Below are 13,632 nucleotides of genomic sequence, written 5' to 3' on the forward strand. Positions count from 1 at the left end.
TCATGCCCTCCCGGCCAATGCGTCGGTGATGTTGAGGCGCATCGCTCGCAAGGCCGGCAGCGCACCGACGATGAGACCGAAGACCAGCATCAAGCCCACACCGATGGCCCAGCTCGCTGCACCCGCAGCCGGCAGATTGAGCGTGCCGCCGCTGGCCGCGCCCACGGCGGGTCCGATCACACTGGCCAAGCCCAGGCCGACGATGCCGCCCAGCAGCAGCAGGAGCATCGACTCGGCCAGCACCATCGCGAGCACGCTTTCGCCCGAGAAGCCCAGCGTCTTCAGCACCGCGATCTCGTTCGTGCGTTCGCGCACCGCCTGCATCATCGTGTTGCCCGACAAGAGCAGGAGCGTGAAGAACACGGCCCCCATGATGGAGGTGACGATCAGGTTGATGTCGGCCAGCTGCTTCATCCAGGCGGCCGTGGCGGCCTGCTCGGTCAGCGTACGGGTTTCATGGTCGGAGTTGGCCGAGATTGCATCGATGGCCTTGGCCACGCGGTCGGCCTGGTTCACGTCCTTCACCCGCGTCACATACCAGCCGGCCTGGCCGCGGTTGTAGGGCGTCGTTTCATCGAAATAGTCCCAGCGCAGGAGGAACATCTGGTCGTACCAGCCGCCGCTCTTCTTGTCCGACACATGGATCAGGCCGACGATCTTGAAGCTCCAGTTCAGGCTGCCCGACTTGTCCGGAAAGATCGTCGACTGCATCGGTATCGTGTCGCCCACCTTCCAGCCGAAGCGCTTGGCCAGGCCCTCGCCGACGATGGCGCCGGTCCTGGTTTCTGCGAAGGCCTTGCGATGCTCGGCCGACACTTCCATCTCTGGATAGATGTCTAGGTAATTGGGCGCCACCGCGAAGCTGAAGACCTGGTTGTGCGGGTCTTGGTAGGCGCCGCCAAACCAGTTGGCGTAGGTGGTGTCCTTGACGCCGTCCACCTGCGTGATGCGGTTGCTGAGCGACATCGGCAGCAGCTGGATGAAGCTGAGCTTGGAGCCGGTCTGCAGCCGCGTGGCGCCATTGGCACTCTGGCCCGCCTGGTCGAAGCCGACGCGCACCGCGTCCAGGAGGCCGAACAGGAGGAAAGCCGTGATGATGGAGACGAGCGTCAGGAAGGTCCGCAGCTTGCGCCGGAACAGGGCCGCCCAGATGAGGTGGAGGTATTTCATCGCGATCCCCTTCAGGCGGTGGCCGCGTCAGCCTCGGTCACGAGCGTGCCCTTGTCGAGGTGCAGCGTGTGGCTCGCCCGCGTGGCGGCCTTGGGGTCGTGCGTGACCATCACAATGGTCTTGCCGTGCTCGCGGTTGAGCACCTGCAGCAGGGTCAGCACGTCTTCGGCGGATTGGCGGTCCAGGTCACCGGTCGGCTCGTCGCAGACCAGCAGCGTCGGGTCGGAGACGATGGCCCGCGCAATCGACACGCGCTGCTGCTGGCCGCCCGAGAGCTCGGTCGGCTTGTGGCTGGCACGGTCGGCCAGGCCCACGAGCTGCAAGGCGATGGAAGCACGCTTCTTGCGCTCTGAGGCCGAGAGCTTGGTGAGCAGGAGCGGCAGCTCCACGTTCTTCTGCGCCGACAGCGTGGGCATCAGGTTGTAGAACTGGAACACGAAGCCGACCTTGGCGGCCCGCCACTTGGCGAGCTGGGCGCCGCTGAACTTGTCGATGCGCTCGCCGGCCACGGTGATCGAGCCGCCGCTGGGCGCATCGAGCCCACCCATCAAATTCAGCAAGGTGGTCTTGCCCGAGCCCGAGGGGCCCATCAGCGCGAGGAAGTCGCCCTGAGCCACGTCGAGGTTGACGCCGTGCAGCACCTCCACCTTCTGCTTGCCGCGGGTGTAGGTCTTGGAGAGGTCGCGGATCTCGATCAGAGTGCTCATCGTCAGTCCTTGTTCATCACGACGTTGGAACCATTCTTCAGCTCAGGCTGCGGCGTGGTGACCACCACCTCGCCCGCCTTCAAGCCTTCGGTGACCAGGCGGAACTTGCCGACATCGGCACCCAGCTTGACCGTGCGCTGCTGCGCCTTGCCATCGGCCACCACGAACACCGTGTTGGCGCCTTCGCGCTGCACCAGCGCCTCGGGCGGCAGCAGTACGCCGGGCACCGGCGCGGCTTGCGCCTTTGCCTTGTCCTTGGCAGCCAGGAAGCTGACGCGCACGCCCATGTCGGGCACCACGCGCTCGTCCTTCTGGTCGAGCGCCACGCGCACCTTGACGGTCGCCTTGCCGCGGTCTGCACTCGGGATCACGGTCACCACATGGGCCGGGATCTTCCAGTCCGGATAGGCGTCGAGCACGGCTTCGCAAGGCATGTTGGCCTTGACCTGCGCGATGTAGGCCTCGTTCACGTCCACGCCCACTTCGAGCGAATCCATGTCCACGATGGTGCCCACGCCGGTGCGGGTGAAACCGCCGCCGGCCGACAGCGGCGAGATGATCTCGCCGACCTGGGCGGCGCGCGCGGTGACGATGCCGTCAAACGGTGCGCGCACGGTGGCGTAATCAAAAGCCACCTTCGCCTGCACCACCTGGGCTTGCGCGGCTTCGGCCTGGCGCTGCGCGGCATCAAGCTGGGCGGCATGGGCCTTCACGGCCGTGGCCGTCTGCTCCTGGCTCTGGCGGGTCGTCATGCCTTGGGCCAGCAGTTCAGCCTGGCGGCGCGCGTCGGCTTCTGCCTGCGCCAGCTGCGCTCGCTGTTGAGCAACACCCGCCAGCGCGCTGCGTGCTTGCGCCTCGGCGGCCGCCAGCGACGCCTTCAGGCCGCTGTCGTCCAGGCGGGCCAGGACTTGCCCCTTCCTGACGCGAAAGCCTTCGTCGATCAGCACCTCGGTGAGCGTGCCGGTGATCTGGGCCGAGACGGTGGCGGAGCGCCGTGCCGTCACATAGCCCGTGGCCTGGAGCACGACGTCGGCCGAGGGGCCCTGGCCATTGGCGCGGACACTGAGGGTCTGCACCGCCACGGGCTTGTTGCCCGCCAGATACCACCAGGCTGCGGCGCCGAGCGACGCCAGCAGCACCAGCCCGACGACCAGGCCCCAGACCCATTTGGGCGGGCCGCCGTCGTGATCTTCCCGTTGCGCACCGTCGATGCGCAGTTCCTTGAGCAGTCCGGTGTCGATGTTCGGCTCCTTGCTGGTGAGGTTCACATGGCTTGATCGACCCGGCCTGGCGCTCCAACACGGGCATTGCCCATCGGCCAGCGGGGACCAAAAGCTGGCGGATCGTAGCAGGGCCTCCAGGCCCAGCAAGGCTCCGCCAGCGCTGTCTTCAAGGCCAGAAAACCAGGCCCGTCATCCCCTCGACGAACGGGAGGGGTCCATTTCGACAAGGCGGTACTTTCAGTCGAACAGCCCGGCCGTGTCGGGGCGCTCGCCCGCCGCCCCCGCGAGGTCATGGGCCTGGCGGTTGCGCGCGCGCAGCGCCTCGGCCTGGGCTTGCACGGCCGCCACGTCGGCCGGCGACATGCGGTCCAGGTGGCGGACCTGGGCGCCCAGCCGCGGATGGCGCCGAAAGCGCTCGCGGTGGTGCTGCAGGAAGTCCCAGTAGAGCGTGGTGAATGGGCAAGCCGCCGGCCCCGTGCGCTGACCTGGCGCATGGCGGCATTGCGCGCAAAAGCGACTGCTGCTCATGCGCTCGATGTATCGGCCGCTGGCCACATAGGGCTTGCTCGTGATGCCGCCGCCGTCGGCGAACTGACTCATGCACAGCGTATTGGGCAGCTCGACCCATTCGACTGCATCCACGTAGACGGCCAGGTACCAGGCATGCATCTGAGCCGGCTCCACGCCCAGCAGCAAGCCGAACAGCCCGGTCACCATCAGGCGCTGGATGTGGTGGGCATAGCCGGTTCGCAGTGTTTGCCCGAGCGCATCGGCGAGACAGGGCAGATCGGTCTTTCCGGTCCAGTAGAAGGCTGGCAGCGGCTCGTGCGCGGCCAGGGCGTTGGCCGCTGCCAGGCCCGGCATGCGCGTCCAGTAGACCCCGCGCACGAACTCCCGCCAGCCCAGCACCTGGCGGATGAAGCCCTCGGCGCTTGCCAGCGGCACGCCACCTGCGCGCCAACGGGCTTCGGCAGCGGCCACAACCTCCCTGGGTTGCAGCAGTCTCAAGTTCATCGCCGCCGAGAGCTGCGAATGCCACAGCACCGGCTCGTCCGGCCACAGGGCATCCTGCCAGCGACCAAAGTCGGGCAGCCGATGCTGCATGAAGCGGTCGAGCAAGATCAGCGCCTGTGCCCGCGTCACCGGCCAGGTGAAGCTGCCCAGTTCTCCGGGATGATCCGGGAACTCGCGCGCCACCAGGGCGAGCACCTCCCGAGTCACTGCATCAGGCTCGAAATGCACAGGTGCCGGTACCGGGCCAGGACCGTGGGGACCAAAGGCCTCGCGGTTCTCGGCGTCCAGGTTCCAGCGACCACCGACCGGCACGGCTCCGTCCATCAGCACGCCGTGGCTCTGGCGCTGCTCGCGGTAGAAATGCTCCATGCGCAGTGTCTTGCGCCCCCGCGCATGCTGGGCAAACTCGCGCACCGTGCAGAAGAAGTGGCGGTCTTCCCGCACCTCCAGCGGCAGGCCGAGCCGAGCCGCCTCGGCGCGCAGCGCGTCCAGCACGCGCCAGTCGCCGGGTGCGGACATGACCAGGCACTCCGGCCGCAGCCGCTGCACGGCCCGGCGCAGTTCGGCGGCCAGGCTGCCGGCGTTGCCGGGCTCGTCCAGCTTCACGTAGTGCAGCGGCCGCCCGAGTTCGCGCAGTGTCGTGGCGAAATGGCGCATGGCGGCCAGGAACAGCGCGATCCGAATGCGGCTGGACCACACATTGGTGGACTCCTCGCGCACCTCGGCCATCCACACGGCGTCCCGGCACGGATCAAAGTCGTCGAAGGCAGACGCTGTCGCGTCGAGCTGGTCCCCCAGCACGAGCACCAGACGGCGCAGCCGCTCAGCCATCGGCGGCAGGCGCTTGAGCGCTACGCCGGCCGCGGCGACAGGCGTCCGAGCAATAGCGCACCTGCTCCCAGTTGCGCGCCCAGGCCTTGCGCCAGCTCATGGGCAGGCCGCAATGCTGGCAGGGTTTGCTGGGCAACGACTGCTTGTTGCCACGGTGTTGAGCGGTCTTCATCCCAACAGCTCACTGCGAGCCGGCCGCCTCCAGCGGCTGCGGATGCGCCACACGCTTGAACTGCTGCGCCGGAAATCCCAGGGCCGCCGCCCGTTCGAGCAAGGCCTGCACGCGTGCCTCGGGCAGGTCGGGCTGGCGCGCGAGGATCCACGCGTACTTGCGCCCCGGCTCTCCGACCAGCACCTCGCTGTAGGCCTCGTCCAGCGCGAGCACCCAGTAGTCGCCATAGAAGGGCCAGAAGAAGCTCACGCGCAGCTTGGCGTTGCCGCTGCCCGGGACGATCTTGGCGCGCCCACGGGCCTCGTCGATGCGGCCGTCGGCCTTGCGGCAGCGGTTGAGCACCTGGATGGCATCGCCGTCCACGGTGTAGCGGGCCTGGGTGTCCGAGACGCACTGGCGCTCGAATCGGTTGGGCAGCAGGGCAATCTCGTACCAGGTACCGGTGTAGCGGCCCAGGTCGACGGCGGGCACCGTCTCCAGCGGCGCGCCGCTCCCGGCCTGGAGCAGTGGTGCGGCGAATGCCAGGGCGAAGGCGGCCAGCGCCTGCCGGCCGAAGTCGCGAAGGCGGCGCGGGGCCCGGGCCTGGGTCGGGGAGGAATGGCCGGAAGAGCTGGGCTTGTGCATGGTCTTCCTACGGCATTCACAATGCGCCGGATCACTCCATCGACAAACCATGCCCCTGCGCCTTCGCCCGGCCTTGCGCCTTGCCCTCGTGTTCATCGCCTTCCAGGCAGCCTGGTTCGCCTGCATCCTGGGCGTTGCCAACGGCCAGCCCTGGCTGGGCGTGGCGGCCGTCGTGGGGGTGGTGGGTGTGCAACTGGGCACCGGCGGCGCGGTGCGGCAGGACGCCCTACTGGTCGCGCTGGCCATCCTGATGGGCCTGCTGTGGGACACGGCGATGCTGCGCCTGGGCGTCGTGGAGTACGCCGCCGCCGGGCCGATCGATGGCCTGGCGCCGGCCTGGATCCTGGCGCTCTGGGCCCTGCTGGGCGTGAACTTGCGCGAGGCCCTGCAATGGCTGCACGGCCGCTGGTGGCTGGCCGCCGCGGTGGGGGCGGTGTCGGGCGCCCTGTCCTACCTGGGCGCGATACGGCTGGGTGCAGGCCGGCTGCCCGACGTGGGCCTGGCGCTGGGTGTGCTCGCCCTGGGCTGGGCGGTCATGACGCCGCTCTTGACCGAGTCGGCCCGCTGGGCCGCCGGGCGCCTCAAGGCAGCGCCGGGCGCCTAGCGATCCGCGTACAGATTCGCGTACTTGAATCCGAAATAGAGGATGAACGCGTAGCAGGCGGCCGGCAGCAGGAAGGACAGCTGCACGCCCAGTGAGTCGGCCAGCGCCCCCTGCGCGAAAGGCACCAGCGCGCCACCGACGATGGCCATGCACAGGATGCCCGAGCCCTGGCCGGTGTGCCGGCCCAGACCGTGGAGCGCCATGCTGAAAATGGTCGGGAACATGATGGAGTTGCACAGGCCCACGGCCAGGATGGCCCACATCGCCACCGTGCCCGTGCCGAAACAGGCTGCCAGCACCAGCGCGATCGCCACGAGCGAATTGAAGGCCAGCGTCTTGCCGGGGCTCACCGCCCGCATCACGACAAAGCCGATGAAGCGGCCCACCATGGCACCACCCCAATAGACGCTGACGTAGCCGGCTGCATCGGCGTGCGACAGACCGGCGATGTGCGACTCGCCGAGGAAGTTGACCAGGAAGCTGCCGATGCTGACCTCGGCGCCCACGTACAGAAAGATGCCGATGGCGCCCAGCAGCAGGTGGCGATGTGCAAGGGCCGAGCCTTCAGCCTTGGCAGCCATAGCCGCCGACTCGCTGCCAGCGATTTGCGGCAGCTTGGCGGCCAGGAACAAGACCGCCAGCAGTGCCAGTGCGCCGGCCAGCGCCAGGTAGGGGCCACGCACGGTGGCCGCATCAGCTGCGGTCATGGTCGAGAGGATCAGCATGCCGCCCACGGCCGGGCCTATGGTGGTGCCCAGCGAGTTGAAAGCCTGGGTCAGCGTCAGCCGGCTCGAGGCCGTGCGCGCCGGGCCCAGCACCGTCACGTAGGGGTTGGCGGCGACCTGCAACACGGTGATGCCCGAGGCCAGCACGAAGAAGGCCAGCAGGAACAGTCCATAGCCGCCCATCGACGCCGGATAGAACAGCGCGCAGCCCAGGGCCGCGATGAGCAGCCCCGCCACGGCGCCCTTCTGGTAGCCGATGCGGCGTATCAAGGCACCCGCCGGCAGCGAGACGATGAAGTAGGCGCCGAAGAAGCAGAACTGCACCAGCATCGCCTGCACATAGGTCAGCGTGTAGATCGCCTTCAGATGCGGTATCAGGACGTCGTTCAGCGAGGTGATCAGGCCCCACATGAAGAACAGGATCGTGACGATGACGAGGGCGCTGCTGCTGTTGCCGGCGTGCGCTCCGCCTGCCGCGTCCTGCTCTGCGGCAGGCGCGGTCTTGATTGCCATATGGGCCATGCTGTCTCCGGGGATCTCTTGGTTTGTTGGTTTGTTCTTCAGCGCGCGATGCCTGCGGGTGGCTGTGGCAGCTCACGGGCGCGTGTGCCCCAGCCTTGCGTGTCCGGCTGGGCGCCGAGCTTGAACGTCAGCGCGCCGGCCGACTGCAGCTGCTCCCAGTCCAGCCACACCCGCTCCAGCGCACGGCCACCAAAGCTGGCCGACTGCACGAAGCGGCGCTCGCCCGGCTTGGCCTCAGGCGCCTCGATGCGCAGCGTGCGGCCCTTGCCGAGGTCTATCTCGGCGCGGGCAAAGCGCGGCGCGTGCAGGAGGAATCGGCCACTGCCCGGCATGTCCGGGTACAGGCCCAGCGCGCTGAACAGGTACCAGGCCGACATCGTGCCCAGGTCGTCGTTGCCGGTCACGCCGTTGGGCGCATTGCCGAACAGGGTTTCGGCCGCGCGCAGCACGGTGGTGGTCTTCCAGGGCTGGCCGATCAGCGTGTAGACCCAGGGCGCATGCAGGTCGGGCTCGTTGTTCGGGTTGTAGCGGAACTGGCTGTAGTAGCTGTAGGGCCCGACGACCCAGGACTTGCGCACGGCGGACGCCGGGTCGGCCAGCAGCGCGTCATGGTCGAAGAACTGGTCCAGGCGCCGCGCCGCCTGGGCCTGGCCGCCCATGGCCGCGACGAGGCCCGGCACATCCTGGCGCACCAGCCACTGGTACTGCCAGGCCGTGCCCTCGTGGAAGCCACGCTCGGAGCGCGGGTCGTAGCTGCCGTCCACGTCCTTGAACCAGCTGCCATCCCCCAAGCGCGGGCGCGGGAAGCCGCGCTGATCGGCGGCCTTGTCCACCACGGTCTCGTCCCACAGGCGGCGCCAGTTCAAGGCGCGCTCGCCCAGCACCTGCGCGTCCCGGGTCTTGCCCAGCGCCTGGGCCATCAATGCCAGCGCGCCATCGGACAGCGAATACTCCAGCGTGGCCGAGGCCCCATGGTGCGGATCGACGTCCATGCCCTTGGCCGGGAACGACCGGTCGTACTGAACGAATCCCTGGCTCAGATAGCTCGCGTTGCCCGACCGGCCACCGGCGCGCAGGCGATGCGCGGGCACAGCGAATGCGTTCTCGCGCAGGGCCGCGTAGGCCTCGTGCTCGCGGCCCTTGAGCGCACCGAAGCGCCATAGGTCGACGAGAAAGGGCGTGACCGGGTCGCCCGTCATGATGTTGGTCTCGAAGTTGGCATAGCCCCAGCGCGGCAGCCAGCCGCTCTGCTCGCGGATCTTCAAGACCGAGTTGGCGATGTCGCGCGAGCGCTCAGGGCGCAGCAGGGCCAGCAACTGGTTCTGCGTGCGGTAGGTGTCCCACAGCGAGAAGAACTCGTAATAGGTCCAGCCCTTGGCCTGGTGGACCCGGTCGTCATAGCCGCGATAGCGGCCGTCCGCGTCGTTGCCGGTCAGCGGCTGCAGCAGTGCGTGATAGAGCGCCGTGTAGAAGACCGTGCGGTCGTCGGTACTGCCGCCTTCGATGCGCACGCTGCCCAGCTCGCGCTGCCAGACGGCCTGCGCTTGCGCACGCATCGCATCGAAGCTCAGCGCCTGCTTGCCCACCATGCCCTCGGCCTGCAGGTTGATGCGGGCACCTTCGGCGTCCACATGCGAAATCGCGCTGACGGCCGTCACCGCCGCACCGTTCTTCAGATCGAACGTCAGCCACACACCATGCGGCCGCGCCTCGCCCTGCTGGCTGGGGCCTTTCGCGCCGGGCCAGCCGCCACGGTCGTCCCAGATGCCGTGGGCCGTGAAGGGCTGGTCAAAGACCATGCGGAACCAGGTCGTGTACTGCGCGCCGCCACAGAAGCTCTTGGTGGTGATGCGGCCTTCGACGCTGCGCTCATCCAGTACGCGCACTTCACTGCCGACCACCGAATGGCGCTCATTCGCCTGGCCAAGATTCAGCAGCAGATGGCCGCTGGCCGTGCCGGCGGCGAAGGTGTAGCGCTCGGCCGCGGCGCGCGTCAGCGCCGTGGCCTCGGCGGTGATGCCGCCGTAGCTCGTCAAGTGCACCTTGTAGTAGCCGGCCTGGCCGACCTCGCCTTCATGCTTGTATTCGGCGGCGTAGCGCTTGTGGTCGAAGCTGGCAGCCTTGCCCGTGTCGAACTCACCACCGGGCCCGATGCGGCCGGTGACCGGCAGCACCGAGAGCTGCCCGCCCTGCTCCCAGCAGCCGGCGCCGGACAGATAGGAATGGCCGAAGCCGCGGATGCGCGTGTCGTTGTAGCGCCAGCCGGCATAGTGCTCGCCGGTGGGGCTGACCTGGATCATGCCGAACGGCGCCGAGGCACCGGGAAAAGTGTTGCCGTCGTCCTGCGTGCCGATGAAGGTGTTGACCGGCATGGTGTCGGCAGCGAAGCCCGTCTGGGCCTGCAGCGCGATGGCCACGAGCAGGCTGACCCAGCGCAGGCGGCGGGTGATTTCTTTCATCTAGGAGTTCTCCGTCGTTCAGCGCTTGGGCGCCGGCAGGCGCATCGGATGGGCTTCGGTGTTGAAGGTCACCGCGTCGAAGTCCAGCGTGCTCTTGGGCGCAAACAGCAGGTAGAAATACTTGAATGTCTCGGCGAAGACGAAGCTCTCCATCGAGTCTTCCTTCGCCTTCGTGCGCACGTCCTTCAGCGCCGCAAAACCCGCTTCGGTGCGTGTGTGGCGAACGAAGTCCTCGAAGAACTCGCGGCCCATGGCGCGGTAGCGAGCGTCGCCGGTGTAGTGGTGCAGGTAGTAGGCCGACTCGATGATCTCGGGCCGCAGCGCGTATTCGGGCGACAGCAGCTTCATGGTCTTGTAGTCCATGGCTTCCGGCTCGATGCCATGCAGGCGCCACATGGCGAGGCCCGACTCCTGCAGCTTGCGCGCCCGCGGCAGGTCGCCGCCCAGCGCCAGCAGGGCCGGCATGAAGGCATCGAGTGCGCCGTACTGCGACTTCAGGCGCTTGCCGGTGTTCATGTCGGCGTGTCCATACCAGAAGCCGCTCTTCACCTCCTCGCCCAACACCTTGTTGACGCCGGCAATGCTGTGGTCCCACATGGCCTTGCAGTCCTTGTCGCCGAACAGGCGCCAGCATTTGTAGAGGTACTCGTAGTAGGAGTCGATGCCGCCGCCGATGTGGGCATCGGTGCGCTCCCATTTGCCGGTCTCGACATTGATGGCCGAGCCCACCAGGCCCTGCGGCGAGGCACGGCGGTAGGTTTGCACCAGCGCGCGCTTGGCCTTGTCGAAGTAGACGCTGTTGCCTGTCAGCTGGCTCAGCAGACCGAACTCGAGCACGAGCGTGCCGGTCTCGGCCGGGTTGCTGACCTTGCCGCTGACCTTGCCGGTGCGCAGGTTCACATGCGTGTAGGGCAGGCCTGTGGGCGACTCGAAGACCGGCAGCAATCGCTGGCCCAGGTCTTCGGCCTTGGCCAGCAGGCGAGCGTCGCCCGTGAGCTGGTAGGCCGAGAGCAGGCCGCCGAGCAGGCGGATCGTGATCTCGAAGTTCTGCACCGGCATGTCGTGGTCGAAGGACAGCTGGCTGGCGATCAGCTCGCGCGCCTCGTCGGCCTCCTCCTTCAGGCCCATCAGGATCAAGGTGTCCAGCGCATCCACCGGCGTCATCAGGAGCGACTTGGCATACCAGTCATGCGGCTTCTTGCTCAGGGGCTTCAGGGCGTCGTGGCCCCAGGCGTATTGCTTGTAGCCCTGCCAGGCGTGGCGGGTTGCTTCCTTCACGCGCTGGGCCAGCACGGCGGCCTCGGCTTCGGTGACCGGCTTCAGCGTCGGTGTGACGGCCTGCGACAAAGTTGGCAGCAAGGCGACGAGCGCGGCGCACAGGCCCTTCATGACCATGCGGACAGGGGCGAACGAAATCTGATTCATCACGGGGAAACCTTTCCTTTTTGCAGCATCGCGAACAGTCGGTTCATGGCTTGCGGATCTGGTGGTGTGGCGCCTGATTGCAGGCAGGCGGCCGAGCCTGCAGCCAGCGCGGCGTGCAGATGGGCCTGCAACGGGCGGTCGGGGTGGCGGCTGAGGCTGTGGAGCAGGCCGGCCGCGCTGGCGTCGCCGGCGCCGACGGTGTCCACCACCTCGACCTGGGGCGCTCTCGCATCGGCTGACTCCTCGCCGCGGAACAGGCTCGCGCCCTGCCCGCCGCGAGTCAGCAGGCACAGCGCCAGCGGATTCAGGGCACGCAGGCGGCGCAAGGCTTCATCCACTTCGACACCGGGGTAGAGCCCGCGCAAATCGTCGTCCGACACCTTGATCAGGTCAGCCAGCGCGGCCATGCGATGCAGCGTCGGCGTGTAGCGCGCGTCCATCAGCTTGCGGTAATTGGGGTCGTAGCTGATGGCCACACCCTGCGCCTTCAGCGCCTCGGCCAGAGCGACCAGCTTCGAGGCCAAAGGCTCGCGCGCCAGACTGATGCCGCCAAAGTGCGCCCAGCGCAGTGATTGCGACCAGCCTTCGGGCAAGGCCTTGGCGTCAAAGTGCAGGTCGGCGCTGTCGTCGCCGATGAAGAAGTAGTGCGGCGGCTCGCCCTGCTCGACGATGGCCAGCAGTGGCGAGCGGTCCACGCGCTGCAGCAGGCGCGTGTCCAGACCGACGGCCTGGCTCGCGGCCCACAAGTCGTCGCCGAAGCGGTCGCTGCTGATCGCACCGGCGAACGCGGTGGGCTCACCCAGAGACGCCAGCGCACGCGCCACGTTCCAGACCGAACCGCCGACGCGGGCCACCCAGTGCTCCTGGCCCTGGTGGATCATGTCGGTCAGCGCCTCGCCGGCGCAAAGCATCAGCGGCGCGTCATCCATGGCTGGCTCCTGCGAGTGCGGCCACGATGTCGTAGCAGGCGCCCATGGTGTGATAGTCGACCTTGCCGGCCGGGCTCTTCTCGTCGCTGTACTTGCGGTTCTCCTGGTCCAGGATGCGGTACCAGGCGCCGTGCTGGTGATCGACGAAGTGCGTCCAGCTGTATTCCCACAGACGCTGGTACCAGTGCCAGTAGCTCGCGTCACCGGTGCGCTCGGCCAGCATGGCGGCGGCGGCGGCGCTCTCGGCCTGCACCCAGAAGTACTTGTCTGCATCGCAGACCGTCAGGTCCGGCGCAACCGAGTAGCAAAGCCCGCCATGGGCCGCGTCCCATCCCTTCTCGACCGCCACATTGAACAGCCGCTCGGCCGTGGGCAAGGCCCAGCTCAGGTCCAGGCCCAGTGCAGCGCCACGCGCCTCCAGCAGCAGGAGCAGCTTGGCCCATTCGGTGAAGTGGCCGGGCTGGTAGCCCCAGGGGCGGAAGAGATTGGCCGGATCTTGGATGTTGAACTGCCAGTCGGGCTGCCACTGGGTGTCGTAGTGCTCCCAGATCAGACCGCCACAGCGCTCGGCCTGGCGTTGCGTGATGTTGAAGGCGAGCATGTGGGCGCGCTCCAGATAGCGCCGCTCGCCGGTGGCCTGGTGCGCCGCCAGCATCGCCTCGCAGGCATGCATGTTGGCGTTCTGGCCTCGGTAGCTCGAGCGCACACGCCAGTCCTGGCTGGCTTCATCGGCATAGAGGCCGGCCTCGGCATCCCAGAAGTGCCGCTCCATCATCTCGAAGGCCTCGGCCACCCAGGGTCGGGCTTCGTCAAGGCCTGCTATCACCGCATGCGAATAGGCGAGCAGCACGAATGCCTGGCCGTAGGCATGCTGCGTGCCATCGCTGATCTCGCGCTGGCCGGCGTCGCATTTCAGGAGCCAGGAGTAGCCGCCATGCCTTGTGTCGCGATGCGCCTCGCGCAGGAAGCGCAGCGCATGCCTGAGCCCCTCCAGGTAGGCCGGATCGCCAAAGTGGCGGTAGGCCATCGCATAGGTGAACACGAAGCGCGTGCTGCTGACCAGGTGGCGATGCTGCGCGTCGTAGACGCTGCCATCGTCCTTGAAGAAGTGGTACATGCCACCACTCGCGTCGATGCAGCGCGGGTGATAGAAGCTCATGCTGTGCCGCGCGTGGTCGAGCAGCACCGCCCGAGAGCGGAAATCGGGGAAGTCGGACATGGTCAAGG

The 13,632-nt window shown here is 67.8% G+C and carries 12 protein-coding genes; 1 reads left to right on the forward strand and 11 read right to left on the reverse strand.

The window, feature by feature from the left end; translation table 11 throughout:
• From ABT392_RS15845 to ABT392_RS15870, 6 genes are all read right to left on the reverse strand, one after another.
• Entirely contained in the window at positions 1 to 1,170 is a 1,170-nt protein-coding gene (locus ABT392_RS15845) for an ABC transporter permease (RefSeq protein WP_334278316.1), read from the reverse strand.
• A gap of 11 nt (positions 1,171 to 1,181) precedes the next feature.
• Positions 1,182 to 1,877, reverse strand: a complete 696-nt coding sequence (locus tag ABT392_RS15850) for an ABC transporter ATP-binding protein (RefSeq protein ID WP_334278317.1) — start codon at positions 1,875 to 1,877, stop codon at positions 1,182 to 1,184.
• Between the two features lie 2 nt (positions 1,878 to 1,879).
• Positions 1,880 to 3,145: an efflux RND transporter periplasmic adaptor subunit gene (locus tag ABT392_RS15855; protein WP_395385324.1), complete on the reverse strand. Its 1,266-nt coding sequence runs from the start codon at positions 3,143 to 3,145 to the stop codon at positions 1,880 to 1,882.
• Positions 3,146 to 3,337: 192 nt separating this feature from the next.
• Complete coding sequence (locus ABT392_RS15860; RefSeq protein WP_395385323.1) at positions 3,338 to 4,945, reverse strand: cryptochrome/photolyase family protein; 1,608 nt, start codon at positions 4,943 to 4,945, stop codon at positions 3,338 to 3,340.
• Entirely contained in the window at positions 4,938 to 5,117 is a 180-nt protein-coding gene (locus ABT392_RS15865; RefSeq protein ID WP_334278320.1) for a DUF2256 domain-containing protein, read from the reverse strand. Before ABT392_RS15865 ends, ABT392_RS15860 begins: the two co-directional genes overlap by 8 nt.
• Before the next feature lie 9 nt (positions 5,118 to 5,126).
• Complete coding sequence (locus ABT392_RS15870) at positions 5,127 to 5,741, reverse strand: lipocalin family protein (RefSeq protein WP_395385322.1); 615 nt, start codon at positions 5,739 to 5,741, stop codon at positions 5,127 to 5,129.
• Positions 5,742 to 5,790: 49 nt separating this feature from the next.
• Between ABT392_RS15870 and ABT392_RS15875 the strand changes: the two genes are divergently transcribed.
• Positions 5,791 to 6,345, forward strand: a complete 555-nt coding sequence (locus tag ABT392_RS15875) for a DUF2878 domain-containing protein (RefSeq protein ID WP_395385321.1) — start codon at positions 5,791 to 5,793, stop codon at positions 6,343 to 6,345.
• On the opposite strand, the gene ABT392_RS15880 is transcribed toward ABT392_RS15875, so the two are convergent.
• Genes ABT392_RS15880 through ABT392_RS15900 form a run of 5 tightly spaced genes read right to left on the reverse strand, consistent with a single transcriptional unit; the run spans position 6,342 to position 13,624 of the window.
• A complete protein-coding gene (locus tag ABT392_RS15880) occupies positions 6,342 to 7,592 on the reverse strand; it encodes a sugar MFS transporter (protein WP_395385320.1) in 1,251 nt (416 codons plus the stop codon). The genes ABT392_RS15875 and ABT392_RS15880 overlap by 4 nt on opposite strands.
• Before the next feature lie 38 nt (positions 7,593 to 7,630).
• Complete coding sequence (locus ABT392_RS15885; RefSeq protein ID WP_395385319.1) at positions 7,631 to 10,051, reverse strand: GH92 family glycosyl hydrolase; 2,421 nt, start codon at positions 10,049 to 10,051, stop codon at positions 7,631 to 7,633.
• Between the two features lie 18 nt (positions 10,052 to 10,069).
• Complete coding sequence (locus ABT392_RS15890; RefSeq protein WP_464970819.1) at positions 10,070 to 11,446, reverse strand: glycoside hydrolase family 47 protein; 1,377 nt, start codon at positions 11,444 to 11,446, stop codon at positions 10,070 to 10,072.
• A 29-nt stretch (positions 11,447 to 11,475) separates the two neighbouring features.
• On the reverse strand, positions 11,476 to 12,405 hold the full coding sequence (locus ABT392_RS15895) for a carbohydrate kinase family protein (RefSeq protein WP_395385317.1): 930 nt from the start codon (positions 12,403 to 12,405) through the stop codon (positions 11,476 to 11,478).
• Complete coding sequence (locus tag ABT392_RS15900) at positions 12,398 to 13,624, reverse strand: AGE family epimerase/isomerase (RefSeq protein WP_395385316.1); 1,227 nt, start codon at positions 13,622 to 13,624, stop codon at positions 12,398 to 12,400. The genes ABT392_RS15895 and ABT392_RS15900 overlap by 8 nt, the downstream gene beginning before the upstream one ends.
• Positions 13,625 to 13,632: the final 8 nt, after the last annotated feature.

The organism is Paucibacter sp. JuS9, assembly GCF_044043925.2.
GTDB lineage: Bacteria > Pseudomonadota > Gammaproteobacteria > Burkholderiales > Burkholderiaceae_C > JAUASW01.